This window comes from Ruegeria sp. HKCCD9138, assembly GCF_057220975.1.
In genome coordinates, this window is the sequence record NZ_JBWVAZ010000015.1 from 54,867 (window position 1) to 81,468 (window position 26,602).

At 56.9% G+C, this 26,602-nt stretch carries 38 protein-coding genes; 2 read left to right on the top strand and 36 right to left on the bottom strand.

The window, feature by feature from the left end:
* Position 1 precedes the first annotated feature (1 nt).
* The 25 genes from AC2TEL_RS19920 to rpmC all read right to left on the bottom strand — a co-directional run bounded on the left by AC2TEL_RS19920 (position 2) and on the right by rpmC (position 16,640).
* Positions 2 to 676 carry an HAD-IA family hydrolase gene (locus tag AC2TEL_RS19920; RefSeq protein ID WP_480906472.1) on the bottom strand — a complete coding sequence of 225 codons (675 nt, stop codon included), beginning with the start codon at positions 674 to 676 and terminating at the stop codon, positions 2 to 4.
* Positions 673 to 1,716, bottom strand: coding sequence for an RluA family pseudouridine synthase (locus AC2TEL_RS19925; protein WP_480906475.1), 1,044 nt, complete (start codon positions 1,714 to 1,716; stop codon positions 673 to 675). The genes AC2TEL_RS19920 and AC2TEL_RS19925 overlap by 4 nt, the downstream gene beginning before the upstream one ends.
* Positions 1,717 to 1,819: 103 nt before the next feature.
* A complete protein-coding gene (locus AC2TEL_RS19930) occupies positions 1,820 to 3,139 on the bottom strand; it encodes a replication-associated recombination protein A (protein WP_480906477.1) in 1,320 nt (439 codons plus the stop codon).
* A gap of 4 nt (positions 3,140 to 3,143) precedes the next feature.
* Positions 3,144 to 4,529 (bottom strand): trypsin-like peptidase domain-containing protein, encoded by a 1,386-nt coding sequence (locus tag AC2TEL_RS19935; RefSeq protein ID WP_480906480.1) that lies wholly within the window; start codon positions 4,527 to 4,529, stop codon positions 3,144 to 3,146.
* Between the two features lie 72 nt (positions 4,530 to 4,601).
* The gene (locus tag AC2TEL_RS19940) at positions 4,602 to 5,657 is read right to left on the bottom strand and encodes a TauD/TfdA family dioxygenase (protein WP_480906483.1); all 1,056 of its coding nucleotides are present in this window, start codon (positions 5,655 to 5,657) and stop codon (positions 4,602 to 4,604) included.
* A gap of 160 nt (positions 5,658 to 5,817) precedes the next feature.
* Positions 5,818 to 6,240: a 50S ribosomal protein L17 gene (gene rplQ, locus AC2TEL_RS19945; protein ID WP_170654553.1), complete on the bottom strand. Its 423-nt coding sequence runs from the start codon at positions 6,238 to 6,240 to the stop codon at positions 5,818 to 5,820.
* 118 nt (positions 6,241 to 6,358) lie between these two features.
* Positions 6,359 to 7,375, bottom strand: coding sequence for a DNA-directed RNA polymerase subunit alpha (locus AC2TEL_RS19950; protein ID WP_480844403.1), 1,017 nt, complete (start codon positions 7,373 to 7,375; stop codon positions 6,359 to 6,361).
* 114 nt (positions 7,376 to 7,489) lie between these two features.
* Positions 7,490 to 7,879 (bottom strand): 30S ribosomal protein S11, encoded by a 390-nt coding sequence (gene rpsK, locus AC2TEL_RS19955; RefSeq protein WP_008757289.1) that lies wholly within the window; start codon positions 7,877 to 7,879, stop codon positions 7,490 to 7,492.
* Positions 7,880 to 7,894: 15 nt separating this feature from the next.
* Positions 7,895 to 8,263, bottom strand: coding sequence for a 30S ribosomal protein S13 (gene rpsM / locus AC2TEL_RS19960; RefSeq protein WP_068340723.1), 369 nt, complete (start codon positions 8,261 to 8,263; stop codon positions 7,895 to 7,897).
* Between the two features lie 200 nt (positions 8,264 to 8,463).
* Positions 8,464 to 9,108: an adenylate kinase gene (locus AC2TEL_RS19965; protein ID WP_480844404.1), complete on the bottom strand. Its 645-nt coding sequence runs from the start codon at positions 9,106 to 9,108 to the stop codon at positions 8,464 to 8,466.
* Positions 9,105 to 10,469 (bottom strand): preprotein translocase subunit SecY, encoded by a 1,365-nt coding sequence (gene secY, locus AC2TEL_RS19970; RefSeq protein WP_480844405.1) that lies wholly within the window; start codon positions 10,467 to 10,469, stop codon positions 9,105 to 9,107. The genes AC2TEL_RS19965 and secY overlap by 4 nt, the downstream gene beginning before the upstream one ends.
* 109 nt (positions 10,470 to 10,578) lie before the next feature.
* On the bottom strand, positions 10,579 to 11,052 hold the full coding sequence (gene rplO / locus AC2TEL_RS19975) for a 50S ribosomal protein L15 (protein ID WP_480627262.1): 474 nt from the start codon (positions 11,050 to 11,052) through the stop codon (positions 10,579 to 10,581).
* A gap of 227 nt (positions 11,053 to 11,279) precedes the next feature.
* The gene (locus AC2TEL_RS19980) at positions 11,280 to 11,495 is read right to left on the bottom strand and encodes a DUF1127 domain-containing protein (protein WP_480906486.1); all 216 of its coding nucleotides are present in this window, start codon (positions 11,493 to 11,495) and stop codon (positions 11,280 to 11,282) included.
* 199 nt (positions 11,496 to 11,694) lie between these two features.
* The gene (locus AC2TEL_RS19985; protein ID WP_480906489.1) at positions 11,695 to 12,207 is read right to left on the bottom strand and encodes a hypothetical protein; all 513 of its coding nucleotides are present in this window, start codon (positions 12,205 to 12,207) and stop codon (positions 11,695 to 11,697) included.
* A gap of 135 nt (positions 12,208 to 12,342) precedes the next feature.
* Positions 12,343 to 12,531: a 50S ribosomal protein L30 gene (gene rpmD / locus AC2TEL_RS19990; RefSeq protein ID WP_005621828.1), complete on the bottom strand. Its 189-nt coding sequence runs from the start codon at positions 12,529 to 12,531 to the stop codon at positions 12,343 to 12,345.
* A 12-nt stretch (positions 12,532 to 12,543) separates the two neighbouring features.
* Positions 12,544 to 13,125 carry a 30S ribosomal protein S5 gene (rpsE, locus tag AC2TEL_RS19995; protein ID WP_475157803.1) on the bottom strand — a complete coding sequence of 194 codons (582 nt, stop codon included), beginning with the start codon at positions 13,123 to 13,125 and terminating at the stop codon, positions 12,544 to 12,546.
* Positions 13,126 to 13,240: 115 nt separating this feature from the next.
* On the bottom strand, positions 13,241 to 13,600 hold the full coding sequence (rplR, locus tag AC2TEL_RS20000; protein WP_039523386.1) for a 50S ribosomal protein L18: 360 nt from the start codon (positions 13,598 to 13,600) through the stop codon (positions 13,241 to 13,243).
* Positions 13,601 to 13,611: 11 nt separating this feature from the next.
* A complete protein-coding gene (gene rplF / locus AC2TEL_RS20005) occupies positions 13,612 to 14,145 on the bottom strand; it encodes a 50S ribosomal protein L6 (RefSeq protein WP_480844408.1) in 534 nt (177 codons plus the stop codon).
* An 11-nt stretch (positions 14,146 to 14,156) separates the two neighbouring features.
* The gene (gene rpsH / locus AC2TEL_RS20010) at positions 14,157 to 14,549 is read right to left on the bottom strand and encodes a 30S ribosomal protein S8 (RefSeq protein ID WP_068340741.1); all 393 of its coding nucleotides are present in this window, start codon (positions 14,547 to 14,549) and stop codon (positions 14,157 to 14,159) included.
* A 13-nt stretch (positions 14,550 to 14,562) separates the two neighbouring features.
* Complete coding sequence (rpsN, locus tag AC2TEL_RS20015; RefSeq protein WP_010437098.1) at positions 14,563 to 14,868, bottom strand: 30S ribosomal protein S14; 306 nt, start codon at positions 14,866 to 14,868, stop codon at positions 14,563 to 14,565.
* Positions 14,869 to 14,887: 19 nt separating this feature from the next.
* Entirely contained in the window at positions 14,888 to 15,448 is a 561-nt protein-coding gene (gene rplE, locus AC2TEL_RS20020) for a 50S ribosomal protein L5 (RefSeq protein ID WP_480906492.1), read from the bottom strand.
* On the bottom strand, positions 15,441 to 15,752 hold the full coding sequence (gene rplX / locus AC2TEL_RS20025; RefSeq protein ID WP_152459159.1) for a 50S ribosomal protein L24: 312 nt from the start codon (positions 15,750 to 15,752) through the stop codon (positions 15,441 to 15,443). Before rplX ends, rplE begins: the two co-directional genes overlap by 8 nt.
* A gap of 2 nt (positions 15,753 to 15,754) precedes the next feature.
* A complete protein-coding gene (gene rplN / locus AC2TEL_RS20030; RefSeq protein WP_039523372.1) occupies positions 15,755 to 16,123 on the bottom strand; it encodes a 50S ribosomal protein L14 in 369 nt (122 codons plus the stop codon).
* A 75-nt stretch (positions 16,124 to 16,198) separates the two neighbouring features.
* A complete protein-coding gene (rpsQ, locus tag AC2TEL_RS20035; protein ID WP_152459158.1) occupies positions 16,199 to 16,429 on the bottom strand; it encodes a 30S ribosomal protein S17 in 231 nt (76 codons plus the stop codon).
* A 4-nt stretch (positions 16,430 to 16,433) separates the two neighbouring features.
* A complete protein-coding gene (gene rpmC / locus AC2TEL_RS20040; protein WP_010437082.1) occupies positions 16,434 to 16,640 on the bottom strand; it encodes a 50S ribosomal protein L29 in 207 nt (68 codons plus the stop codon).
* Between the two features lie 430 nt (positions 16,641 to 17,070).
* Between rpmC and AC2TEL_RS20045 the strand changes: the two genes are divergently transcribed.
* Positions 17,071 to 18,027 carry a response regulator gene (locus AC2TEL_RS20045; protein WP_480906495.1) on the top strand — a complete coding sequence of 319 codons (957 nt, stop codon included), beginning with the start codon at positions 17,071 to 17,073 and terminating at the stop codon, positions 18,025 to 18,027.
* A 22-nt stretch (positions 18,028 to 18,049) separates the two neighbouring features.
* Here the strand turns inward: AC2TEL_RS20045 and AC2TEL_RS20050 are convergent, their stop codons facing one another.
* The 11 genes from AC2TEL_RS20050 to rpsJ all read right to left on the bottom strand — a co-directional run bounded on the left by AC2TEL_RS20050 (position 18,050) and on the right by rpsJ (position 25,055).
* Entirely contained in the window at positions 18,050 to 18,670 is a 621-nt protein-coding gene (locus AC2TEL_RS20050) for a 2OG-Fe(II) oxygenase family protein (RefSeq protein ID WP_480906497.1), read from the bottom strand.
* 235 nt (positions 18,671 to 18,905) lie between these two features.
* Positions 18,906 to 19,319: a 50S ribosomal protein L16 gene (rplP, locus tag AC2TEL_RS20055; protein WP_058283513.1), complete on the bottom strand. Its 414-nt coding sequence runs from the start codon at positions 19,317 to 19,319 to the stop codon at positions 18,906 to 18,908.
* A gap of 12 nt (positions 19,320 to 19,331) precedes the next feature.
* The gene (rpsC, locus tag AC2TEL_RS20060; protein ID WP_008758042.1) at positions 19,332 to 20,042 is read right to left on the bottom strand and encodes a 30S ribosomal protein S3; all 711 of its coding nucleotides are present in this window, start codon (positions 20,040 to 20,042) and stop codon (positions 19,332 to 19,334) included.
* Complete coding sequence (gene rplV, locus AC2TEL_RS20065) at positions 20,042 to 20,422, bottom strand: 50S ribosomal protein L22 (protein ID WP_039538267.1); 381 nt, start codon at positions 20,420 to 20,422, stop codon at positions 20,042 to 20,044. Before rplV ends, rpsC begins: the two co-directional genes overlap by 1 nt.
* A gap of 3 nt (positions 20,423 to 20,425) precedes the next feature.
* On the bottom strand, positions 20,426 to 20,704 hold the full coding sequence (gene rpsS, locus AC2TEL_RS20070; RefSeq protein ID WP_005980699.1) for a 30S ribosomal protein S19: 279 nt from the start codon (positions 20,702 to 20,704) through the stop codon (positions 20,426 to 20,428).
* A 3-nt stretch (positions 20,705 to 20,707) separates the two neighbouring features.
* Positions 20,708 to 21,550 carry a 50S ribosomal protein L2 gene (rplB, locus tag AC2TEL_RS20075; protein WP_480906500.1) on the bottom strand — a complete coding sequence of 281 codons (843 nt, stop codon included), beginning with the start codon at positions 21,548 to 21,550 and terminating at the stop codon, positions 20,708 to 20,710.
* A 246-nt stretch (positions 21,551 to 21,796) separates the two neighbouring features.
* On the bottom strand, positions 21,797 to 22,945 hold the full coding sequence (locus tag AC2TEL_RS20080; RefSeq protein WP_480906503.1) for a serine/threonine-protein kinase: 1,149 nt from the start codon (positions 22,943 to 22,945) through the stop codon (positions 21,797 to 21,799).
* Positions 22,946 to 23,089: 144 nt separating this feature from the next.
* Entirely contained in the window at positions 23,090 to 23,386 is a 297-nt protein-coding gene (locus AC2TEL_RS20085; protein ID WP_008757532.1) for a 50S ribosomal protein L23, read from the bottom strand.
* Positions 23,383 to 24,000 (bottom strand): 50S ribosomal protein L4, encoded by a 618-nt coding sequence (gene rplD / locus AC2TEL_RS20090; RefSeq protein ID WP_155148664.1) that lies wholly within the window; start codon positions 23,998 to 24,000, stop codon positions 23,383 to 23,385. Before rplD ends, AC2TEL_RS20085 begins: the two co-directional genes overlap by 4 nt.
* A complete protein-coding gene (gene rplC, locus AC2TEL_RS20095) occupies positions 23,997 to 24,722 on the bottom strand; it encodes a 50S ribosomal protein L3 (RefSeq protein WP_170634762.1) in 726 nt (241 codons plus the stop codon). The genes rplD and rplC overlap by 4 nt, the downstream gene beginning before the upstream one ends.
* An 18-nt stretch (positions 24,723 to 24,740) precedes the next feature.
* Positions 24,741 to 25,055 carry a 30S ribosomal protein S10 gene (rpsJ, locus tag AC2TEL_RS20100; RefSeq protein ID WP_008756422.1) on the bottom strand — a complete coding sequence of 105 codons (315 nt, stop codon included), beginning with the start codon at positions 25,053 to 25,055 and terminating at the stop codon, positions 24,741 to 24,743.
* Between the two features lie 351 nt (positions 25,056 to 25,406).
* On the opposite strand from rpsJ, the gene AC2TEL_RS20105 reads away from it, so the two are divergent.
* Positions 25,407 to 26,399, top strand: a complete 993-nt coding sequence (locus tag AC2TEL_RS20105; RefSeq protein ID WP_480851712.1) for a hypothetical protein — start codon at positions 25,407 to 25,409, stop codon at positions 26,397 to 26,399.
* Positions 26,400 to 26,602 lie beyond the last annotated feature (203 nt).

The following is a 26,602-nucleotide window of genomic DNA, read 5'->3' on the forward strand; positions in this document are numbered from 1 at the left end:
TTTAGTGGTCCCAAAGTTCGGCCAGAGCATCTGGCAATTGTTCGAATGCGTCGATCACCTGACCTGCCTTTTGCAGCGCGGACCGGTGATGATAGCCCCAGCTGACGCCAATCCCGGCAATCCCGGCCGCCGCGGCCATTTCAATGTCATAACTGGTGTCACCAATCATGACCGCATCCGCCGTGGAAACACCGGTTTCGGACAGCGCGGTGTGGATCATCGACGGGTGTGGTTTCGACGGGTGATGATCGGCAACCTGCCGGGTCACGAAAAACTTTTCCAACCCGTGCCCTTCTAACAGTGCATCCAATCCGCGTTGCGATTTGCCCGTCGCGACACCAAGCAGAAATTCGGGTGTTGCATGCAGGGTTTCGATCACGGCCCGCGCACCGGGATACAGCGGTGAACTGGTGACACCCTGTTCCAGCCGCTGCGCGTGATACGCCTGTTTGTACCCCTCGACCAACCGGGTCTGAACCTTGGCTGATTGTTCCGGGGCCAACTGCGCCATCGCCTGCGGCAGAGACAATCCGACGATCGACAGGGTCGCCTTTCGATCCGGAACCGGCAGTGACAACGCCTCAAAGCAGGCATTCATGGCCGATACGATGCTTCCCTGACTGTCGACAAGGGTACCATCCATGTCGAACAGGATCAGCCTCAAAGGCGCGCTCATCGCAGTTCCTCGAATGGATCGTCGGTGGCCAGGTCTTCGGTCCAGCCCAGAGTGTCCCAGCTGTCCTTCATGTGCTCGGGCATAGGTGCGGTAATACTCACGGGTTTGCGAGTCACGGGGTGTTCGAATGACAGCCGTCGCGCATGCAGGTGAAGCTTCTTGCTGATTATCCCACCGAGCTGTGCGCCCCAACCGTCGCCCAGATTCTCCTGCCCGGACCCGCCATATTTGCCATCCCCGATGATCGGATGGCCAATCGCAGCCATATGTGCCCGCAACTGGTGTGTGCGTCCGGTCACAGGCTCCATCGCAACCCAAGCAGCGCGGCCAGCGACACGATACAACGTCGCATAAAGCGTGCGCGCCCGCTTTGCGCCCGGTGTGTCGTCAACTTCGTTCATATGAACGGCAATCATCTTTTCGCCTTCACCATGCTTGCCATGCCCCGGCGCCTTGACCAGCCCGGTCTTGATCTCGCCCAGATAGGGCGTCGGCACGCCGGCAACCAAGGCCCAATAGATCTTGCGCGTATTGCGATGTCGGAAAGCCGCAGTCAGCCCCTTGGCCGCCTCTCGCGTCCGCGCCATCAGCAGCACGCCTGACGTATCCTTGTCCAACCGGTGTACCAATCGGGGGTTTTCGTCAAAACCAAACCGCAACGCTTCCGAAAGGCTGTCCACGTGGCGTGTCTGACCGCTGCCACCCTGCACCGGCAAACCGTGCGGCTTGTTCAGCGCCAGCACATGATCATCGCGGTAAATCACGCAGGACTGTATCATCTTTGCGTCCGCGTCCGAGACGCGACGTTTGACTTCAGCCGGTTTATGCTCTGCATCCGGCAGCGGCGGTACGCGCACGGATTGCCCAACTTCCAACCGGGTCGAAGCTTTGACACGCCCACCATCCACACGCAGCTCGCCCTTTCGACACATCTTTTCGATGCGGCCCTGACTGACATGCGGAAACAAGCGACGCAGCCAGCGGTCGAGCCGTTGGTCGCCGTCGCCCTCGGCCACTGTAATCATCTGCACACCGCTCATGCCATCGCCCCTTGCGCCGTGCGGCGGAACCGCCCGGATTGCGTCTGTTTCAACTCTTCTGAGAACATGCGCGTCTGTCGCCCGCATCGGTCAAAGAGTCAAGTCAGCCCTGGTTTGAAGTCCGTTGCGCCCGCAGCTTGGCAAAATAGTCCAACCGTTTTTTCAACTCGCGTTCGAAACCGCGTTCAACCGGTTGATAGAGCTCAGGTCGCTCCATGTCCTCGGGGAAATAGTTCTGGCCGGAAAAACCATCTTCGGCATCATGATCATATGCATATCCTGCACCATAGCCCTGGTCTTTCATCAACGATGTTGGCGCGTTCAGGATGTGTTTTGGTGGCGGCGCGCTGCCGGACTGCTTGGCCAGCCGCATTGCTGCCTTGTAACCCACATAGGCCCCGTTCGACTTTGGCGCCAACGCGAGATAGATGACCGCCTGCGCCAGCGCCAGTTCGCCCTCGGGCGACCCAAGCCGCTCGTATGTTTCCCACGCATGCAGGCAGATCGACTGCGCCTGCGGATCGGCAAGCCCGATATCCTCGACCGCCATTCTGGTGATGCGGCGCGCCAGAAAACGCGGATCTTCGCCACCGGTCAGCATCCGCGCGAACCAGTACAGCGCCGCGTCCGGGTCTGATCCGCGCACTGATTTGTGCAGCGCCGAGATCAGATTGTAGTGCTCGTCGCCCGATTTGTCGTATTTCGCAGCTCGCCGCATCAGGCGTTTTGCCAGTGCATCAGAGTCCAGCGGTTTGTCGACAGCCCAGGCCGATACCTGCTCGATCAGGTTCAGCAGCGCACGGCCATCTCCATCCGCCATTTCCTGCAGGGCCTCGCGCGCCGCGCCGGTCAGCGGCAAGGCTTTTCCCAGCTCTTTTTCGGCCCGTTGGGTCAGCCGTTCCAGATCAGCCAGGGTCAGGCGTTCCAGCACCAAGACCTGCGCACGGCTTAGAACAGCGGCGTTGAGTTCAAAAGAAGGGTTCTCGGTTGTGGCCCCCACCAAAAGGATGGTGCCATCCTCCATATGCGGCAGAAACCCATCCTGCTGGGCCTTGTTGAAACGATGGATTTCGTCGACGAACAGCAACGTCCCCTGCCCGTTCTGCCGACGAATTTTGGCTGCCTCAAAGACCTTCTTCAAATCAGGTACGCCGGTAAAAATAGCACTGATCTGTACAAAATGCAGATCGGTTTCCTGTGCCAGCAACCGCGCGATCGTGGTTTTCCCGACACCTGGCGGACCCCAGAAAACCAGGCTGGACAAGCTGCCCGACGCAAGCATCACGCCCAATGGCGCGTCAGGACCCAGCACCTGTTCCTGCCCGATGACGTCGGTCAGCGATTGCGGGCGCAACCGGTCGGCCAAAGGCCGGTGTGGCGCGGCCATCTGCGGGCTTTCGTGAGTATCGAACAGGTCGCTCATCGTGTTACAGCCGGAACCGCAGGGACACCGCCTTACCGCCCCGATCCAGATCGATCTGAACCCGGCGCCCGGGGCGGGTCAGAGCCTTTACGACATCCACGGGTCGCTCGACCACTTGACCGTTGATCGCGTTCACCACGTCGCCTGCTCTTAATCCGGCACGCGCGCCGAACGGTCCGGAATCGACCACGACAACGCCTGTCTGCGACAACACCAAACCCAGCCGGGTGATCAAAGCCGGGTTGACCCGCGCTATCACCAGCCCGGGCAGCACCGTACCATCATCCAGTTCGGTCTCTTCCGCGGGTGGTGTTTCGGGCGCCGGAATCAGAGCCACTTTGATGTCGCTCCGTGTGTCGCCGCGCAGGCGCGTCAGGAGAGACGTTCCCCCGACGCCCGCGATAGACATGCGGAATTTCATCTCGGCCGGAGAGTTCACCTCTTTCCCGTCGACATGCGTTACGACGTCGCCGACCTTCAAACCGGCTTCAGCCAACGGGCTGAGCGGGTGCAGGTCCGAAATCACAACGCCTTGTGGCAGCGACAGACCGAGAGATTCTGCGATGTCCGCGCTCATGTGCTGGCCGGCCATCCCCGCCCAAGGGCTGACGAAATGTTCGTTGCCTGCCCGAGCCTGTTGCAGATACTCGGCGACCAGATTGGCCGGAATGGCAAAGCCGATACCGTTCGATCCGCCGGAGCGGGTCAGGATCGAGGTGTTGATTCCGATCAGTTGCCCGTTCACGTCGATCAGTGCGCCACCAGAGTTCCCGGGATTGATGGCCGCATCGGTCTGGATAAAATAGCCCCGCGCATTGCCGGTTGCCGTGCCGGTCCGCGCAAGCCCCGAGATAATGCCCGAAGATACCGTCTGCCCCACTCCGAACGGGTTGCCAATTGCCAGGGCCAGTTCGCCAACCTCAACCTGGTCCGAGTCGCGCAACTCCAGGAACGGCAGGCCTTCGGCCTCACCCAGTCGCAGGATCGCAATATCGCTTTCCCTGTCGCCCAGAACCACTTTGGCCGAGAATTCACGGCGATCCGTAGTGACGATCCTTATTTCGGTCGCGGCGCCAACGACGTGGTAATTGGACACCACATACCCGTCTTCCGAAAGGATCACGCCCGAGCCCAACGAGTTCTGCACCCGCGGCCGTGGCGCACCAAACCCTCCGCCGAAAAAGTCCTGAAAGAACGGGTCCGCAAACAACGGGTTGACCCGCCCCTGTCGTACGATCTTGGCATAGATGTTGACGACTGCCGGCGAAGCCTCTTTGACCACGGGGGCAAAGCCCAAAGAAATCTCGACCTGAGATTGCGGCACACGGGTTTCAGCCGTGGCAATCGAAGCGAAAGCGAGTGAAAGAGCGACAAGTGTCGTGCGGAACATGAACACCTCAACGTGCAAAGCTGCGTTGGATATGCGTCCACACGGAACGTAATGCAAGCATCCGATGGGTGTTCAGTCCAGCGGCGCGTGCAGGCGCGTGCCTTTGGTAATGATGCCGCCGCGATTACCCACGTCGATATTGCCGTAACGCTGCCTGAATACGTCGGGCAATTCCCTGTCCCCCTCAGGCGATAGCCACAGACGGAAGAGATGACGCCGCTCGGCCGGGTCCGGCCAGTCAACGAAGCCGGTCCGGTCGTGTAACTGCGAGTGGTTGTAGACGAACTGCATGTCGCCGGGCTGCAGACGCATACTCAGATGCAAGTCCGGATCATTTGCCAGAGCATCGAACTTGTCCAATGCAGCAACATGTTCAGGGGTAAGCCGCATGGCCTCGGGGAATCTTTGCGCGCTGTCGATGTATTGCCGCTGATAGAACACCGTCAGCTTCCCATCGTGCCAATTGAACGGAGGTATGGTCATGAAGGGTTGCATGCCTTCCGGAACTTCCCCTCTGCGGTCGGTCGCAATCGGGTCAAACAATCGCTCCAGCAATTCTGGACACTCTGCCCGCATCCGATTGTAGATCGCCTCGGCACTGACCAACAGCGAGTCCCCGCCCTCCCTGGCGTCCTTCAGGCACATCAAACCAACGATGTCGGCGCTGTCCGTGTGAAAAGTCTGGCGCTCATGGGTCTGATAGATTCGCGTGTTCGGATCACTGGCGTCGGCGCCAACGTCGCGGACATGTCCCAGAATATGTCCCTGCGCGTTCTGAGAGCGGGCCGAGCCAAGATGGGCACCCACACCGCAAAAGATCGCGGCGGCCATTTCCTGAGTGTATGTCTGCACGGGAAGGCCACGGATCACTTCGAAACCTATCCCGTCGATCAGCTTGTCGCGCAGGTCCGCAAGATGCTGGTCCAACCGTTGCAGCGGGAAATTCGCAGCTGTGATTTCACCAATGTCCTGCCCCAGGTTCAGGTAGTGCCGGGCGGCTTGCTCCAGGTCGGCGACATCTTCCGGTGTTAGATCCAGAATCCATTCGTCCTGCCGCAGCTCCATCTCGCGGCCGATCCAAACGGATGGGCCCGTCAGTTCGCCGGGTAGTTCAGAAAGTGTCACCATCCTCTTTCCTCCGCGCTTGCCTCTGAACGTGACGCGGGACGGTAAGGTTTGCATCGCTCGATGTCACCGGAAATGGGTCAAATGCGACACTTCAACAGGACCGCAAAAGAAAACCCCCGCGTCCGGGACGCGGGGGTTGAATTCCGAAAACGGCGCTTTCTTATTCGTCGTCTGCGGCCTCTTCTGCGGCAACACGGGCTTTATCAGCCGCGCCTTTGGCGTCGACGTCACGATCAACGAATTCGATGATCGCCATCGGTGCCATGTCGCCATAGCGGAAGCCGGCTTTCAGGATACGGACGTATCCACCCTGACGCTCGGCGTAGCGGGGGCCCAGAACTTCGAACAGCTTTGCGACGTCTTTGTCTTCTTTCAGCTGCGATGCGGCCTGACGACGGGCGTGCAGGTCGCCGCGCTTACCCAAAGTGACCAGCTTTTCGATGATCGGGCGCAGTTCTTTTGCTTTGGGCAAAGTTGTCTTGATTTGCTCATGTTCGATGAGCGAGCCAGCCATGTTCGCAAACAGCGCCTTGCGGTGCTCATGAGTACGATTTAGGCGGCGGTAACCACGTGCGTGACGCATTTTCTAGTTCCTTCTTTCGCGTTTTGCTTTGTCTGGCCGGCGATGCGTGTCACCGGCTCTCCTTGGGGCGGAAGTGCCCTTGTTGTCCCCGGCAGCCCGGGCATTGGTGAAGACGCGCTTAGAACGCGTCTTCGAATTTCTTGGCCAGATCTTCGATGTTGTCGGGCGGCCAATCCTCGACATCCATGCCGAGGTGCAGACCCATGCCGGACAGCACTTCCTTGATCTCGTTCAGCGACTTGCGGCCGAAGTTCGGGGTGCGCAGCATCTCGGCTTCGGTCTTCTGGATCAGGTCGCCGATATAAACGATGTTGTCGTTCTTCAGGCAGTTTGCCGAACGGACCGACAGTTCCAGCTCGTCCACTTTCTTCAGCAGTAGCGGGTTGAACTCCAGACCGTCATCCTCGTCCTGACGGCCAGCCGCCTCAGGCTCGTCGAAGTTGACGAAGATCGACAGTTGATCCTGCAGGATGCGTGCGGCAAAGGCCAGCGCGTCTTCCGGCGTGATCGAACCGTCTGTTTCGATCTTCAGCGTCAGCTTGTCATAGTCCAGAACCTGACCTTCACGGGTCGGCTGAACGTCATAGGCAACCTTTTTGACCGGCGAATAGATCGCGTCGATCGGGATCAGGCCGATCGGTGCATCTTCCGGCTTGTTCTTCTCAGCCGAGACGTAACCTTTACCGGTATTGACGGTCAGTTCCATGAACAGATCGGCGCCATCATCCAGGTGGCAGATGACGTGATCGCGGTTCAGAACCTCGATACCAGCGCTTTCGCTGATGTCACCGGCGGTGACAACGGCGGGGCCTTTGGCATTGATCGACAGGCGCTTGGGGCCTTCGACTTCCATGCGCAGCGACACGCCTTTGAGGTTCAGGATGATGTCGGTGACATCTTCACGCACGCCCGCAACCGAGGAGAACTCGTGCAGGACGTTGTCGATTTGAACGCTGGTGATGGCCGCACCTTGCAGCGAGCTCATCAGAACGCGACGCAGCGCGTTGCCCAGAGTCAGACCAAAGCCACGTTCCAGCGGCTCGGCAACCAGGGTCGCCTGACGAGCGGGATCGTTGCCCGGCTTGCCGTCAAGCTGGGTCGGTTTGATCAATTCTGCCCAATTCTTGTGGATCATGTAATCCCTCCATTCCTGTCCGCGCCCCATGACCAACAAGGTGCAGACGCCCGAGGTTCAAAATGACGTGCTGGGGCCGTGCAAAAACACAGCCCCAGCTCAATTCAAAATCGCTTAGACGCGGCGGCGCTTCGGCGGGCGGCAGCCGTTGTGAGCAATCGGAGTCACGTCGCGGATCGACGTGATGTTGAAGCCCACTGCAGCCAGCGCACGCAGAGCCGATTCACGACCCGAACCGGGGCCCTGAACTTCGACTTCCAGCGTCTTGACGCCATGTTCCTGCGCCTTCTTGCCTGCGTCTTCCGCAGCCATCTGCGCGGCATACGGAGTAGATTTCCGCGATCCCTTGAAGCCCATAGTACCGGCAGACGACCACGAGATGGCGTTGCCCTGCACGTCCGAGATCAGGATCTTGGTGTTGTTGAAGGTCGAGTTCACATGGGCGACGCCCGATGCGATGTTCTTACGCTCTTTGCGCTTAACGCGAGTCTTATCACGTGCCATCAGTCAGACCCTCCCTTATTTCTTCTTACCAGCGATGGCCTTTGCGGGGCCTTTGCGGGTACGAGCATTGGTGTGGGTACGCTGACCGCGAACCGGCAGGTTGCGGCGGTGACGCAGACCGCGGTAGCAGCCCAGGTCCATCAGGCGCTTGACGTTCATCTGAACTTCACGACGCAGGTCACCTTCGACGGTGTAGTTGGCGTCGATATGTTCACGGATGGCCAGAACTTCGGCATCCGACAGCTCATTGACGCGACGAGACGCTTCAATGCCAACGGCTTCGCAAATCGCTTTGGCCGAGGTGTTGCCGATTCCGGTGATATATGTGAGGGCGATAGGTACCCGCTTGGCAGTCGGGATGTTTACGCCGGCAATACGTGCCACGTGTCACTTTCCTTTTCGTTGCGGTTCCGTAGTTCCAGAACCTTTTTTCACAACGCCTAACCGTGGCAGTGAGGCCAGAGGGTTCAGCATTATTCGAGGTGGTCGGGGCGAACGAAACGAATCCCGCACGCAGTAGTGATTCCCATAGGGATGTGGGTCGATATGGGCTTTTGGAGGGGCCGTCAAGCCCCAACCTGAAGTCAGCCCAGAATCGCCTCGATCGAGGCGGTAACTTCCTTGATGTCTGCCAGACCATTGACCGGGCGCAGATCGCCCTTGGCATAGTAGTAGCCAATCAGCGGCGACGTCTTCTTGTAATACTCCATCAGGCGGGTGCGCAGGCTGTCCTCGTTGTCGTCGGCGCGACGGACGAAGTCATTTTCCTTGCCGCAATTGGTGCATTTGCCATCCGCTGGGATGGGCTTGGTGATGTCATTAAAGACCTCACCGCAGCCGCCGCAGGTCGAACGCGCCGTGATCCGCTGCACCAAAGCCTCATCATCCACGCGCATCTCGATCACGGTGTGCAGCGACTGGCCCAGCTTGGCCAGCAGCGCCGCCAGTGCATCGGCCTGCGCCAGTGTGCGGGGGAAGCCATCGAAGATAAATCCGGCGCCGGTTTCGGTGGTCAGTTTCTCTTCGATCAGTCCGATCACGATCTCATCCGTGACCAGCTTGCCCGCATCCATGATCGCGGCGACCTTCTTGCCCATTTCGGTGCCCGAGGTCTTGGCTTCGCGCAACATGTCACCGGTGCTGAGCTGAACCATGCCGCGTGTCTCGACCAGGTGACGCGCTTGCGTCCCCTTGCCGGCCCCCGGGGGGCCAAGAAGTATGATGTTCATCGACGAGCAGCTCCCTTTCTGCCGCGTTTTTTGCCTTTGCCGCGCAGCTGGGACTTTTCGATCAGCCCTTCATATTGATGCGCCAGCAGGTGGCTCTGAACCTGTTGGATCGTGTCCATGGTCACAGAGACGATGATCAGAACCGAGGTGCCGCCGAAATAGAACGGAATAGCAAACTGGCCCCGCAGGATTTCAGGCAGCAGACAGACCGCCGCCAAATAGGCCGAACCCAGAACCAGCACGCGGTTGACGACATATTCCAGATATTCCGAGGTCTTTTTGCCCGGACGGATGCCCGGCACAAAACCGTTCTGCTTTTTGAGGTTGTCCGCCACATCGTCGGGTTTGAACGACACGTTGAACGTGTAGAAATATGCAAAGAACACGATCATCGATGCGAAGAACAGCAGGTACAGCGGCTGTCCGGGGCCAAAGTTGGCCAACAGCCACGACATGATCGGCCCGTTGGTGGCACCTGACGAGAAGGTCGAGATCGTCACCGGCAACAGCAGCAGCGAGCTTGCGAAGATCGCCGGGATAACGCCCGCCGGGTTCACTTTGACCGGCAGGTGGCTCGAGCCGCCTTCGTACACCTTCATACCGGCCTGACGGCGCGGATACTGGATGTGGATCTTGCGCAGGGCGCGTTCCATGAACACCACAAAGGTAATCACGGCAATGACCATCACGATCACACCAACGATGACGGCCGGGCTGATTGCACCGCTGCGCCCGCTCGCGAAGAACTGCGCCAACGCGGCCGGAACCTCGGCGATGATGCCGACGAAGATGATCAGCGAGATACCGTTACCGATGCCGCGCGCGGTGATCTGTTCACCCAACCACATCAGGAACATGGTGCCGCCGACCAGCGTGATCATGGTCGAAAAGCGGAAATAGAGCCCCGGATCGGTCGCCAGATCGCCCGATTCCAGCGATACGGCCAGACCATAGGCCTGAACTGTGGCCAGTGCCACGGTGCCGAAACGAGTATATTGGTTGATCTTCTTGCGGCCCTGCTCGCCCTCTTTCTTGAGTTGCTCAAGCGCGGGAACCATCGAGGTCAGCAGCTGCACGATGATCGAGGCCGAAATATAGGGCATGATGCCGAGGGCAAAGATACCCATCCGCCCCAGCGCCCCGCCGGTGAACATCGAAACCATGCCGCCGATGCCCTGCCCCGCCTGCTCCATGAACTCGCGCAGCGCTTGCCCGTCTATACCCGGCACCGGAATGAATGTGCCCAGACGATAGACGATCAGCAAACCCAGCGTGAACAGGATGCGGTTGCGCAGATCGGTGGCCTTGCCAAGGGCAGCCCAGCTCGTGTTGGCCGCCATTTGTTCTGCTGCTGATACCATAAATCGGTCTCTCTTATGCAAACGCCGCCCGGAACCGTTTTCCGGCTCGGACGGCGTCTTGGAAAACTCTGAAGTCTATGTAAGCGGGTCTTTGCCCGCTCACAAGCGCTTACTCTGCCGCAGCAGCTTTTGTGACTTTCAGTGAACCGCCCGCTTTTTCAACTGCCTCGACGGCAGCTTTCGATGCACCGGTGACTTCCAGGTTCACTTTGGCGCTGATTTCGCCTTTCGCCAGAACGCGGATACCGTCCAGCTTGCGACGGACCAAACCGGAGGCAACCAGTGCGTCCTCGGTGATCGCTGCCTTGGCGTCCAGCTTGCCTGCGTCAACGAATTTCTGGATCAGACCCAGGTTGATAACTGCGAATTCCTTGCGGTTCGGCTTGTTGAAGCCACGCTTGGGCAAACGCTGGTACAGCGGCATCTGGCCGCCTTCGTAGCCATTGATGGCCACACCCGAACGGGATTTCTGGCCTTTGATACCACGGCCACCCATTTTACCTTTGCCGGAACCGGGGCCACGGCCTACGCGGGTCCGTTTCGGGCTCGCGCCAGGATTGTCGCGCAATTCGTTCAGTTTCATTTCGCTTCTCCTAAGCCGGATGTGACCCCGAAGCGTGATGGGCCAACCACGGCATTTCTTGGTTTTGATTCTCGTGGACGCAATGCCACCGGAGCCCGATACAGCGTTGCGCCTTCGGTTGCAAGGATTGTTGTGTCTTCCGCCCAGCAGACCGCCAATTCGTGATCAGTCCCCCAGAATCATGAGAGGCGCCACTGGGCGCCTCGGGGGTCGGATGCAGTGCCGCCTTACACGCAATAGACGTGCTTATGCGCGATGTCTGCGATGTCGCAGCGACGGACACCGATGTCGTCCAACTCGCGGTTGGACAGGCGCTGAAGTTCATTGTAGGTGCGGTGGTACTCGATCGCCTTTTCGCGGGTTTCCTTCACGCCTTCGATAAACTTCGCAATGCGGGCGCTCAGGTTGAAGCCGCCATGTGTCAGTGCAGTTGTATGTGCCATATCTCTATTCCTTTCTTGTACCGAGGCGTATTCCCCGGTGTTTCCTTTTGTGATCCTTTAGGGACAAGGCTCAGATAGGCGCGAAAGATAACGCTAACAATGCAGATTTCGGTCTGGCCGGTATGCGAATGCAGCATAGCGACGCTTTTCAGTTCGAATAAGCCACAACCCGACCAACTAACCGGTGGCACCCAAACCGTTAAATGCTAAAGGTGCCGTCTTGCAGACGAGTTTCTAACTCATCAAAAAGCTGATCTTTTTCCTGGACCAAAATCTCATCGAACCAAACGTTATACTTAGGGACACCGCCTTCGACTACATGGCCGGTTAGATGTCGCTTAAGAAATCCCCGACTAAGAGCAGCATCCGTTTTCTGAGGCCCCAGCTTGCTGCAGCAAAATTCATTGCCGCCAAAGTCGTCTACATCATATGCCAAGGTTCTGAGCTCTTCGTAAGGCAACCGTAGAGCGGCGTGCAATACATCCATTTTATCGCGCTCAGCTTGCCACCAGCCTTTCAACCAAATAAAGCCGCTTACAAAAAGGTACGAGAGTGCGAAACAAAGCATAAAAGCTATTGCTTTTACATCCGCCGACATACTGGGCCCAAAGTAATACTTAGAGCTAAGAAACATACACGCCGCTAATGAGACAACCGAAGCGTTCTTTATCGTAAGCCAGTCAACCAGGCCTGTGATTTCCTGTATTTTCACCGATGCCTCTCACCAATTTTCATTTTCGTTGGCCAGGATCAATATAAAGGCCAGAACATAATGGAAACAACAAGTTCAAAACAAAAAACGCCCCCAACCTAAGTCAGAGGCGTTTCAAAGTCTTCGAAGCTGCGCTTAGCCGCGCTCTTCGACGATCTCTACCAGATGCGGGATCTTGTTGATCATGCCGCGAACCGAAGGGGTGTCTTCCAGCTCACGGGTTTTGTGCATCTTGTTCAGGCCCAGGCCGATCAGGGTTGCGCGCTGTTCGGCGGGGCGACGGATCGGGGAACCGATCTGCTTGACGACGATGGTTTTTGCCATGGGTCGCTCTCCTTATGCTTCTGCTTCAGCAGCAGGCGCTTCGGCTGCAGGGGCTTCGTCCCGCTTGGGCAGGATGTCGGCAACCTTTTTGCCACGACGCGCGGCAACCGAACGCGGGCTCTGCTCTTTCTGCAGGCCGTTGATGGTGGCGCGGATCATGTTGTACGGGTTCTGCGAGCCCAGCGACTTGGACACAACGTCCTTAACGCCCAGCATTTCGAACACGGCACGCATCGGACCACCAGCGATGATACCGGTACCTTCAGGTGCGGTGCGCATAACTACTTTACCGGCGCCGTGACGGCCCTCGATGTCGTGGTGCAGGGTACGACCTTCGCGCAGTTGCACGCGGATCATCTGACGCTTGGCTTGCTCAGTCGCCTTGCGGATGGCCTCGGGTACTTCTTTCGCTTTACCCTTGCCAAAGCCGACGCGGCCTTTCTGATCACCGACAACCACCAGAGCGGCGAAGCCAAAGCGCTTACCACCTTTTACGGTTTTCGACACGCGGTTGATTGCGACCAGACGATCTGCAAATTCCGGTGCTTCTTCACGGTCGCGGCCACGGCCCCGACGGTTTTCACGTTCTGCCATTTGGCATCCCTTTTCTCATATGGCGCTTGCCGCACCGTTTCTTCAATCCAAGTGAGCCCCGACTGGTGCCGAGGCCCCCGGATCATCGGGGCAGCCGCAAAGCTGCCCGCAGGTCTTAGATCTTCAGACCACCTTCACGCGCAGCGTCGGCGACAGCCTTCACTTTGCCGTGGAACAGGAAGCCGCCACGATCGAAATAGGCCTCTTCGACGCCTGCCTTCTTGGCACGCTCGGCGATGGCCGCGCCCACTTTGGTGGCCGCTTCGACGTTGTTCTTGCCAACAACACCCAGATCTTTTTCCAGGGTCGAGGCCGAGGCCAGGGTCACGCCACGAACGTCGTCGATCAGCTGAACGCTGATGTTCTTGTTCGAACGGTGAACCGACAGACGTACACGGCCGGCGTTGACTTTGCGAAGTTTGTTCCGAACGCGCAGGCGGCGCTTCAGAAACAGGGTTCTTTTGCTGTTTGCCATTGTTTGCGTCCTTACTTCTTCTTGCCTTCCTTGCGGAAGATAAACTCGCCCTTATAGCGGATACCCTTGCCCTTATACGGCTCGGGACGGCGCCACTCGCGGATTTTGGCCGCAGTTTCGCCCACCAGCTGCTGGTCGATTCCTTCCACAACGACTTCGGTCTGCTTCGGTGCGGTGATGGTGACACCTTCCGGAGCAACGAAATCAACATCGTGGCTGTAGCCCAGGTTCAGCTTCAGGGTGTTGCCCTGCATCTGAGCGCGGTAACCCACACCCTGGATCTCCAGTTCCTTCTTGAAGCCTTCGGTCACACCGGTCACCAGATTGGCAACCATGGTGCGGCTCATGCCCCACTGCTGACGCGCACGTTTGGACGAACCACGCGGGTCGATCTTGACCACGTTGTCCTCGACCGACAGCGTTACATCGTCAGTGGCGGTGAAGCTGCGGGTGCCTTTCGGACCTTTGACTTCGATGGTCTGACCCGACACAGAGGCGGAAACGCCGCTGGGCAGCTCGACCGGTTTTTTACCAATACGAGACATTGCAGACCTCCTTAGAAGACGGTGCAGAGCACTTCGCCGCCAACATTGTTGGAGCGAGCGTTTGCGTCCGACATCACACCTTTCGGAGTGCTGACAATCGACACGCCCAGACCCTGACGGACCTGCGGGATGTCATTGACGCCCATGTACACGCGGCGACCGGGCTTGGAAACCCGCTTCAGTTCACGAATAACAGGGGTGCCTTCGTAGTATTTCAGGCTGATTTCGATGGCCGGATGACCGTTTTCACCGGTCGTCTTTTCATAGCCACGGATGTAGCCTTCGTCCGCCAGCACGTCCAGAACCCAACCGCGCAGCTTGGAAGCCGGGGTGGAAACGGTGGACTTGCCGCGCATTTGCGCGTTGCGGATACGGGTGAGCATATCGCCGATAGGATCATTCATATCTATGTCTCCCTTACCAGCTCGATTTCACCATGCCGGGGATCTGACCAGCAGAACCCAGCTCGCGCAGCGCGATACGGCTGACCTTCAGCTTACGGTAGTAAGCGTGGGGACGACCGGTCAGCTGACAACGGTTGTGCAGACGGGTAGCCGAGCTGTTGCGCGGCAGTTTCGCCAGTTTCAGACGCGCCTTGAAGCGCTCTTCCATCGGCTTGCTCTCGTCATTCGCGATTTCTTTCAGCTCGGCACGCTTTGCGGCATATTTGGCCACCAGGCGTTCGCGCTTCTTTTCGCGTTCGATCATTGCTTTTTTAGCCATGTCTCAATCCTCCCGGCGCTTATGCGTTGAACGGCATGTTGAACGCTTTCAACAGTGCCTTTGCTTCAGCGTCGGTTTTCGCTGTGGTGGCAATTACGATATCCATGCCCCAGACCTCGTCGACCTTGTCGAAATCGATTTCCGGGAAAACGATGTGCTCTTTCATGCCCATGGCGAAGTTGCCCTGACCATCGAAAGAAGGCTTTACACCGCGGAAGTCACGCACGCGCGGCAGCGCGATGGTGATCAGACGATCCAGGAATTCGTACATCCGGTCACCACGCAGGGTCACTTTCGCGCCCAGCGGCATGTCTTCACGGACGCGGAAGCCCGCGATCGACTTCTTCGCCTTGGTTGCAACGGCCTTTTGACCGGCAATCGCAGTCAGATCCTCGACCGCAGCTTTCGCTTTCTTCGAGTCTTTGACGGCCTCGGCACCACAACCGATGTTCAGAACGATCTTCTCCAGCTTGGGCAGCTGCATGTTGTTCTTGTAGCCGAACTCTTCTTTCAGAGCGGCACGGATGGTTTCAACGTACTGAGTTTTCAGACGCGGGGTGTAGGTTGCGTTATCAAGCATCGATCACGTCCCCTGTGGTCTTGGCGAAGCGGACCTTCTTGTCACCTTCCATGCGGAAGCCAACGCGGGTCGCTTTGCCGTTCTTGTCCAGCAGTGCCAGGTTCGACAGGTCGATCGGGTTTGCCTGAGGCAGACGACCACCTTGCGAGTTCTGCGACTGGCGGGTGTGACGGATGGCGATGTTGATGCCATCAACAACAGCTTTTCCGGCTTTGGGGTCAACCGAGGAAATGGTGCCCTCTTTGCCCTTGTCCTTGCCGGCCAGCACGACGACCTTGTCGCCTTTGCGGAGTTTAGCAGCCATGATTACAGCACCTCCGGAGCCAGCGAGATAATTTTCATGAAGTTCTTGCCGCGCAGTTCACGAACAACGGGGCCAAAGATACGGGTACCGATCGGCTCGTTGTTGTTGTTCAGGATGACGGCGGCGTTGCGATCGAAACGGATCGCGGTGCCGTCTTCGCGACGGACTTCCTTGGCGGTGCGCACGACGACGGCCTTGCGGACGTCACCTTTCTTTACGCGGCCGCGCGGGATGGCTTCCTTCACCGAGACGACAATGATGTCGCCGACGGAGGCGTATTTACGCTTGGAACCACCCAGGACCTTGATGCACTGAACTCGGCGAGCGCCGGAGTTGTCAGCGACATCCAGATTGGTCTGCATCTGGATCATGTGGTTTCTCCCGACCTGTGGGGGCTGGTCTTGTTAATTCCCCCAGGGTTTCGACAAATGGAAAGGTCTGGGGGCTTATGCCTCCAGAACCTCCCAACGTTTCGTCTTCGATTTCGGCGCGCATTCGATGATGCGTACAGTGTCGCCGACCTTGAAGGCGTTCTTTTCGTCATGAGCCCGGTATTTCTTGGACTTACGAACGGTTTTGTGCAGCAGCGGGTGCTTGAAACGGCGTTCAACCGAAACAGTCACGGTCTGCTCGTTGGCGTCGCTGGTTACTACTCCGGACAGGATACGCTTGGGCATGGGATTACTCCTCCGATGCCGCAGCAGCGGCCTTTTCGTTCAGAATGGTTTTGACGCGGGCAGCATTGCGGCGGGCCGCTTTGATGCCGGCAGTGTTTTCCAGCTGACCGGTTGCCTGTTGAAAGCGCAGGTTAAAGCTTTCTTTCTTCAGGTTGGCCAGTTCCTCGCGGAGCTGGTCCGGGGTCTTGTCACGCAGTTCTTGGGCGTTCATCGCCTTTTTCCTTTGCTCAAAACACCAGAAGGCCCCCTGACAGGGTCACCTTGGACCTGGTGGATGAATGATAGACATGCGAATCCCCCGACTCGGCCGGGGGACTTGCAGGATGCCGCCGTATAAGGGTTTAGGGGGTGGGTGGCAAGGGAAAGTTTGTAGCCCTCACCAATTGCGTCACACCCGGGCTTAGGCACACTTGAAGATCGCAAATCAACCAAGCATTTGGCAATAAGCATGCTTATTTCCAAAAAAACTTAATGCAATTCAAAAACATCTTTTCAATTGAACAATTTATGCGGTAGCGTACGCTAAGTACCATTGTATTTAGATTGTAGTAAATTCGCCGGGCAATCCTTGTTCTGAGTCATTCTTTTTTCTTTGTTTTACCTGTTAAATCCCGCACTGCTCGACGTCTTGGAGTTCCGCCATGAAGGTTCTTATTGTCGACGACGATGCCGACATTTTGGAAGTGCTCTCCCTCGGCCTGGAAATGTCCGGGGAACACAGTATTGAAACAGCGCAATCTGGGGCTCAAGCCCTAGAGAGGATTGAACAGGCCAGCAGCCCCTTTGATCTCTTTCTTCTGGATATACAAATGCCAGGAATGACGGGGGTTGAGCTTTGCAGACGCATCAGGACCCGTCCCGGTTATCTTTTCAAGCCAATCATTATGGTCACCGCGATGTCGGACAAACGGCATGTTGACGAAACCTTTGCCGCCGGGGCCACCGACTACGTGATCAAACCTATCGACTTCACCGATCTGAAATTGCGCGTCAAACTGGCCGAAACTGCATCCATCCGAGTTGAGCAGTTGGCACAAATTGCACAAGCGCCGCCCCAGGCCATTCAGCTTGGCCACCAACCCAAAACAATCGAACTTTGCGATGCGATACCAATTGACGACGTCGACGGAGTTCTGCGGGTTCACGCATTTGAAAACTACCTTGCGCAGTTGGGCCGGCTGGATTTCCGAGCCACGAGGCTTCAGATTCTCACGGTAACGAACATCACATCCATTTATGAAAGATGCACCTCGCGAGAATTCTTGGATCAAGTGACGGATATCGCCGAATGCATTTCGGACGCACTTCGCGAACAGGCACCGTTGGTGACCTATTTTGGAGGCGGAATCTATGGCATTGCGACACACGGCCACCACGTCAAGCCAATCGAAGATGTGTCCGCAAGTATTTACCAGCAAATCGCGAAAACGGGATTGGTATTCCGGGACGGCTGTCCTGTACCCGTTGAATTCGATATCGTCGACATCGGTCGCAAAGCTTTCTTGTCACCTAAAAAGCAGACCGCCTTTATCGACCACGTGATCGACGGGCTTAAGACTGCGGCACATTCCAATACTTCGCTTTTTCATCCGACGTGATGGTGGACCGCAATTTGCCTCATCAATCCCACTTGTAATTGAAGCTTACACTGATCCGCTCTTCCTCGGCCATGTTCATCGGCACCTCGTGGCGCAGCCAGCTTTCCCACAGCAGGACGTCGCCGACCTGAGGCTTCATATAGATGAACGGCTGCAAGTCGCGCCGCCCGCCTTTCAGGCGCGTCGGCGCAGCCATCATGCGGCCTGAGCGGGGGTCTTCCAGCTTCAACGCGCTTGCCCCTTCGGGCATCGCAACATAGGTGGTGCCCGAGATCACGCTGTGCGGATGCAGGTGGCTGGAATGCATCCCGCCCTCGGGCAAAATGTTGATCCACAGGTCCTCGAGCTTCAGCTCGCCTTCGCCCAGATCGAACTCCAGATCCCTGGCAAAGGCAGCCACGTGCTGATCCAGCGCAGCGACCAGATCGGCGAAGATCGGGAACCGCCAGGGCAGATCGGTCAGCGAGGCATAGCTGGTATAGCCGGGATAGCCGTTTTCTTCACACCATTCCTGACCGGCTTCGTCATCCCCGGCGATGACAAGGCAAGAGCTTTCCAGCTCCTCCGGATCGATCTTGGGGCCGAATTCGGACAGGCCTGCGCGATAGAGACGGGTGACGAAGAGCGATTCAATCTTTGGCATGGCCTCGTCTTAAACCAGCCTCGGAAAGAAGGCGATGGGTGTTTTGCGAGGCTCTACCTCGCGCTCCGAGATTTTTTAGCCCGATGAAAGCAGGAGACGCAATCTTCATCTGGCCAAAAATATCCCGGGGGAGTCGCGGCTTGCCGCGGCGGGGGCAGCGCCCCCAACAGGAAACCCCCGCCGGTTTCCCGACGGGGGTCAATCTTGTCACGAACGGGGTTGCCCCCCGGATCGCTTACCAGTCTTCGCGAACCACGACGCGGGTCTTGATCGGCAACTTCATCGCGGCCAGGCGCAGGGCCTCGCGGGCGATGTCGTCATTAACGCCGTCGATCTCGAACATCACGCGGCCAGGCTTGACTTTGCATGCCCAGCGGTCGACCGAACCTTTACCTTTACCCATACGAACTTCGATCGGCTTTGCAGTGACCGGAGTGTCGGGGAAGATGCGGATCCAGACACGACCCTGACGCTTCATGTGACGCGTCATGGCACGACGTGCAGCTTCGATCTGGCGTGCAGTTACACGCTCAGGCTCAAGAGCTTTCAGGCCGTAGGTGCCAAAGTTCAGATCAGAGCCGCCTTTGGCGAGACCCTTGATCCGGCCTTTGTGCATCTTGCGGAATTTAGTACGCTTTGGTTGAAGCATATCTTTCCCTCCTTAGCGACGACCGCCACCAGCACCACGAGGTGCAGGGCCGTCCTGGAGTTCCTGTGCTTTACGGTCACGTGCCTGCGGATCGTGCTCCATGATCTCACCTTTGAAGATCCAGACCTTGATCCCGATGATCCCGTAAGGAGTCATCGCTTCGGCATGTGCGTAATCGATGTCGGCGCGCAGGGTGTGCAGAGGCACGCGGCCTTCGCGGTACCACTCGGTCCGTGCGATTTCGGCACCGCCCAGACGACCAGCGACGTTCACCCGGATACCCAGGGCGCCCATGCGCATGGCGTTCTGAACCGAGCGCTTCATCGCGCGGCGGAACGAAACTCGGCGCTCCAGCTGCTGAGCGATGGACTCGGCAACCAGCTGCGCGTCAAGCTCGGGCTTGCGCACTTCGACGATGTTCAGGTGCAGTTCGCTGTCGGTCATGCGAGCAAGCTTTTTGCGCAGAACTTCGATGTCTGCACCTTTCTTGCCGATGATGACACCGGGACGTGCAGTGTGGATCGTAACGCGGCACTTTTTGTGCGGACGTTCGATGATCACACGGGCAACACCGGCCTGCTTGCACTCTTTGTTGATGAACTCACGGATCTTGAGGTCTTCCAGCAGAAGATCACCGTAGTCCTTGGTGTCGGCGTACCAGCGGCTGTCCCAGGTGCGGTTGACCTGCAGGCGCATGCCGATCGGATTTACTTTATGACCCATTAGGCTTGCTCCTCAACTTGACGCACCTTGATGGTGATCTCCGAGAACGGCTTCATGATCTTGCCGAAACGGCCACGAGCACGCGGACGACCACGCTTCATGACCAGGTTCTTGCCAACCCATGCTTCGGCGACAATCAGCTCGTCAACGTCCAGGTTGTGGTTGTTTTCGGCATTCGCGATTGCGGACTGCAGGCACTTCTTGACGTCCTGCGCGACACGCTTGTTCGAGAAAGTCAGGTCGGTCAGAGCCTTCTCGACTTTCTTGCCGCGGATCATTTGCGCAACCAGATTCAGTTTCTGCGGGCTGGTGCGAAGCATGCGCGTTTTCGCCATTGCTTCGTTTTCAGCCACGCGGCGGGGGTTCTTTTCCTTGCCCATGACTTACTTCCGCTTCGCTTTTTTGTCTGCGGCGTGGCCATAATAGGTCCGGGTCGGCGAGTATTCACCGAACTTCTGACCGATCATGTCTTCCGAGACGTTGACGGGGATGTGCTTCTGGCCGTTGTACACACCAAAGGTCAGACCCACGAACTGGGGCAGAATGGTGGAACGACGCGACCAGATCTTGATGACTTCGTTGCGGCCCGACTCGCGCGCTGCTTCGGCTTTTTTCAGCACGTAAGCATCGACGAAAGGACCCTTCCAAACAGAGCGAGACATGGATTAACGTCCCTTCTTCTTGGCGTGCCGCGAGCGGATGATCAGCTTCTGGGACGCTTTGTTCTTGTTGCGGGTACGCTTACCCTTGGTGTCCTTGCCCCACGGCGTAACCGGTGTACGGCCACCCGAGGTACGACCCTCACCACCACCGTGCGGGTGATCGATCGGGTTCATTGCAACACCACGAACCGACGGGCGCACGCCCTTGTGGCGCATACGACCGGCTTTACCGAGGTTCTGGTTGCTGTTGTCGGGGTTGGACACGGCACCGATGGTGGCCATGCATTCCTGACGAACCATGCGCAGCTCGCCCGAGCTCAGACGGATCTGAGCGTAGCCGCCATCGCGGCCAACGAACTGAGCGTAAGTACCGGCCGCACGTGCGATCTGACCGCCCTTGCCGGGCTTCATCTCGATGTTGTGGACGATGGTACCAATGGGCATGCCCGAGAACGGCATTGCGTTGCCCGGCTTGATGTCGGCCTTGGCCGACGCGATGACCTTGTCACCAACAGCCAGACGCTGCGGAGCCAGGATATATGCCTGCTCGCCGTCTTCGTATTTGACCAATGCGATGAATGCGGTCCGGTTCGGGTCGTATTCGATCCGCTCGACGGTTGCCGCGACATCCATTTTGTTCCGTTTAAAGTCAACGATCCGGTAGAGACGCTTTGCGCCACCGCCACGGCGGCGTGAAGTGATCCGTCCGGTGTTGTTCCGGCCGCCCGATTTGGTCAAACCCTCAGTGAGAGACTTGACCGGACGTCCTTTCCAAAGCTCCGAACGGTCGATCAGCACCAGCCCGCGCTGGCCCGGCGTCGTCGGCTTGTACGACTTGAGTGCCATGCTTTCTGTCTTCCGTTTAGCAAGTGCAGGGGATTTCCCCGCTATGTGATAGGCCCCCGTAGGTGCCAAGGGTATAGGGCCCCGAAGGTCCCCGGTTACAAATATCAGAGGCCCCGGAACGAATCCGAGGCCGCAAGATTGGGAGCGTGTAACAGGGTTGGGGGTGGGTGTCTATAGGGCGCGACCGGAATTTAAATGCCATTTCGGCACGAAAACCAATGCTGCCAGTCCAAACCTAACCGTATCCTAAAATGGAATCTCATCGTCATCAATTTCGGGTTCTGTCCGCTCGCATGCCTCTAGTCGCAAAACTATATTTTCCAAGACAATACTCCGCTTTTCTTCTGACAATCCTCTCAGGAGATTGATGAACCTGAGTAGTGTCTCAACATAAACCTCGGTACTTTTCCAATAACTGAACGCGCCTAACACAAAAATAGAGACTAACTTGTTCGGTGCGGCAACAGTCTCTTCAAGCATCGTTTTTCGGTACAGCGCTTCAAGCTTTACGAGAACTTTTGTCGGATCTCGGTCGAACCTAGCATCCGATTGGATGGAAGACACAACTTCGGACAACTCCCCAGCAAAATTCCGATAGGTTTCTACTTCCCCATCGGAAAACGATAACTCCGCGAATTTGCCCTCGTTGATCGAGCGCTTCACGTCTTCAAAAGACTGTGTTCGGCGTGACCGGTCGGACTCGCACATTGAAATCAATAGTAGCCTGTACTTGAAGTCGCTTAGTCCACATTCCTGAATAGCCAGTTGAAACAGCTTTCCAACAAAATAGACCTCCGTTTGAAAGTCGTAGATATTGTCCGCGAATTCTGGAGGGGTCTCACACCACCAGTTCAAAGAGATGCTCTTTCGGTCATCTTCGGGTTGGCCCAACCCAATCTCTTTTCCGAAGCCAAAATCTATGATCTTTGGCGTACTTGTCTCATCAATCAGAATGTTTGCCGGACGAATGTCCCGATGCAGGACACCGCGCGCTTGCAAATGGGTAAAACCGTCGACTACGCCTTCAAATACCCTATCGGCGTTAGCGGGGTTTTTCTTGAGATAGTCCAGTAACTCTAATCCCGAGACGTACTCCATTACGATGTACGATGTTTTGTATTCACTGTAGTCGAAGTAGTTGAAGACCCTGACTACGTTTGGGTGATTTAACCGAAAGAGAATTCGCGCTTCATCACGGAACCGTCCGAGCAAATCGAGAAAGAGACCGGGGTTTTCTTCTTCGGATATGATCGGAAGATACTTCTTAGCAACAAAATCGGCATCCATACCTTCGTCTCGGATATGGACGGTTTCACCGCACGCGCCGCTTCCCAGAACCTCCAACAATGTGAATTTAGCAGGGCGGTTGAATTCAATGGTTTTTGCTTTGTTCATTCTTCGTAAAGTTCACATCAAATTTGGAACGGCAACTGTCATCCAATGAAACCATTGCTACGCAATAAATCAATGCCATGCCTCCAAACAAAAAAACCCCCGCTTTCGCGGGGGCCTTCATCTCTCTCCACAAACGTGATCCGATCAGAGACCGGTGGACACGTCGATGGTGTTACCCTCTTCCAGGGTCACATATGCTTTCTTGACGTCTTTCCGACGGCCCAGCTGGCCACGGAACCGCTTGACCTTGCCTTTGGTCACGGTGGTATTCACCGCTTTGACTTTCACACCAAACAGCGCCTCAACGGCCTCTTTGATCTGCGGCTTGTTGCTGTCGATCGCCACTTCAAAGACAACCGCGCCGTTTTCGGACGCCATGGTCGACTTCTCAGTGATGATCGGCTTGCGGATCACGTCGTAGTGTTCTGCCTTCGCGCTCATTTCAGACGAGCCTCCAGTGCTTCGACAGCCGCTTTGGTGAGCACCAGAGTGTCACGCTTGAGGATGTCATAAACGTTTGCACCCATCGACGGCAGGATATCCAGACCCTCGATGTTGCGCGACGCCTTCAGGAAACCTTCGTTCACGGTCGCGCCGTCGATGACCAGAGCGCGTTTCCAGCCCAGGTTTGCAACCTGTTTGGCCAGAGCGGCGGTCTTGCCTTCGGCTTCGGCGTTCTCGATCACAACCAGTTCACCTGCCTTGGCTTTGGCCGACAGAGCGTGGCGCAGGCCAAGCTTGCGGAACTTTTTCGGCAGGTCGTGGCCGTGCGAACGAGGGGTCGGGCCCTTGTAGATACCACCCTTGCGGAAGATCGGCGCGTTACGGTCACCATGGCGTGCGCCACCGGTGCCCTTCTGGCGATAGATCTTCTTGGTCGAGTAGCTGGTTTCCGAGCGGGTCTTCACCTTGTGGGTGCCGGCCTGCGCGTTGTTGCGCTGCCAACGGACCACACGGTGCAGGATGTCCGCGCGCGGCTCGAGACCGAACAGATCGGCGTTCAGCTCGATGTCGCCGGCTTTGCCGCCGTCCAGTTTGATTACATCAAGTTTCATGCTTCACCACCTTCCGCGGGAGCTTCTTCCGCAGGTGCTTCAGTTGCGGCACCTTTTACGGCTGCCGGGAACGGCAGACCTTCGGGTGCTTTCTTCTTGACGGCGTCCTTGACGGTGACCCAGCCCGATTTCGGTCCGGGAACGGCGCCTTTGATGAAGACCAGACCACGGTCGGCGTCGGTTTTGACGACTTCCAGGTTCTGGGTGGTGACACGGGCAGCACCCATGTGACCGGCCATCTTTTTGCCTTTGAACACCTTGCCCGGGTCCTGACACTGACCGGTCGAACCGTGCGAACGGTGGCTGATCGAAACACCGTGCGAGGCGCGCAGACCACCGAAGTTGTGGCGCTTCATCGCACCGGCAAAGCCTTTACCGATCGAGGTGCCCGAAACGTCAACTTTCTGACCTTCCAGGAAGTGTTCCGCCGAAATCTCGGCTCCCACATCGATCAGGCCATCTTCGGAGACGCGGAACTCGGCCAGCTTACGCTTGGGCTCAACCTTTGCAGCGGCATAGTGACCGCGCATGGCTTTCGAGGTGCGTTTTGCCTTGGCAGCACCGGCGCCCAGCTGAACGGCGGTGTAGCCGTCTTTGTCAGCGGTCCGCTGTGCAACAACCTGCAGGTTGTCCAGGTGAAGAACGGTCACAGGGATCTGCTTGCCGTCTTCCATGAACAGGCGGGTCATGCCAACTTTTTTTGCGATAATACCAGAGCGCATAATCTATACCCTCCGATCTTACGACTGCAGCTTGATCTCGACGTCCACACCAGCAGCGAGGTCGAGCTTCATCAGCGCGTCAACGGTCTGGGGGGTCGGATCAACGATGTCGAGCAGACGCTTGTGCGTGCGGATCTCGAACTGGTCGCGGGATTTCTTGTCAACGTGAGGGCCACGGAGAACCGTGAACTTCTCAATCTTGTTCGGCAGCGGGATCGGGCCGCGCACGTTCGCGCCGGTCCGCTTGGCAGTGTTGACGATCTCTTGCGTGCTGGCATCCAGGACGCGATAGTCAAATGCCTTCAGCCGAATACGGATGTTTTGGCTTTGCATAGTAACAGCCTTTTATCAGGCGTTGAGGTTGAGAGGAGGACAGACGCGCATCGCCAACCCTCATCGAACCCAAAAGGCGGGAATCACCCCGCCTTGATGTTCTTACTGAGAACTCGCGCGTATTAGTTGGGTTGGCAGGGTTTGGCAAGGGGTTTGTTGGTTCTCTCTAAAACGGCAGTTGATAACCACATGTCAATCCGAGAACACCATCTGCGCGAAGCATTGGTAGATTCACTTTTTGGTTGGGAATACCGGACTTGAAAACCACTTTAAACTGAGTCGTCCTTAGTACTGAGTATCTGACAGGTTTACACGCGTTTGCCTTTTTGAATCAGTGGGAAGCCCTACGCTTTGACGCCAGCTTTGTTATCCAATTCTATTGTGGTTTCCGCTTTGTTGCATGTGGGTGCATTTGATATTGCACACTTGTTTAACGATGACCCCAACATCCATTACACCTACGCAATCGCGTTACAGCTTTTTTGGCTGATGCTGTTATTTGCATTAGCTTCACTCGCGTTCCTTTTGGGCTCTGTCCTCACCTTCTGCATTGGGCCTAGAGTAATTAATCCAGACGGATCGGTAACGACTTGGTCCGCGTTACTCACAATGGCACTGCTTCTGAATGCGCCATTGGGCTTTTCCTACGTTTTGCTGGGCGCATTCCTTGTTCTGGCTTTACTGGGCTTGTTGACGCTTCGATGGATGAAAAGTCCGAAGATCAAGCAAGAGTATTTCTGGCCACCCGAGGGTTTTCGAAATGCTAACCTCCCAAAGAAGGCGATTGCACTCTTCGTTCTGGGCGTCTTTCTCTACTTCCTCAAATCACTTGTAACGGCACTATTCTTTTCAACGCTGCCACTAAATTCAGGTCAACCGGAGTTCCAACTGCGATTTGCAAACAGAATGAATAGTGATGTTGTGCGTGCGTCATACCAGTTTCCAGATGCTCAGTCCTGCCTTGAAACCGGAGCCGATGCAGAAACCCACGAAGATTTGCTTCGAATGGATTGGGATAAGATTTCAACCAACGGAGATGCACAGGTTTGTATGTTCAGGTTGCTACACGAATGGGGTGGAGTGCCCGAGGCTGCATCATGGTTAGAAGCCCAAGGCTTTCATGTGGGCGAGAATTTCAGTTCCGAAAAACCCTACCAAAACCGAAATGGCACATTACGCGTCGACGGCGGATGGTCGATCAAGAGAAACGGGCCGCGTTTCCCAACGTCTGGCATTCTATCCCGCATTCGAAGGGCCGTCCCCTATGGCATGGGTGTGAGAGCAACCTTCAGCGAAGACGGTCGAGAACTTCTATATCTCCACATCGATTTTTCCACACTGTAAAAACCTGCGGCTGCGCCGCTTTCAGAGCCGAAGTGCTTCGGCCCACTGTTGTAAAAAACGAAAAAGGCCGCCCCTTGAGGGACGGCCTTCTTTGGTTCACCGGTTGGGTCCGAGATTATTCGGCGAATAATCTCAAAACCGTCACCGATTACTCGATGATTTTCGACACGACGCCGGCGCCGACGGTGCGGCCGCCTTCGCGG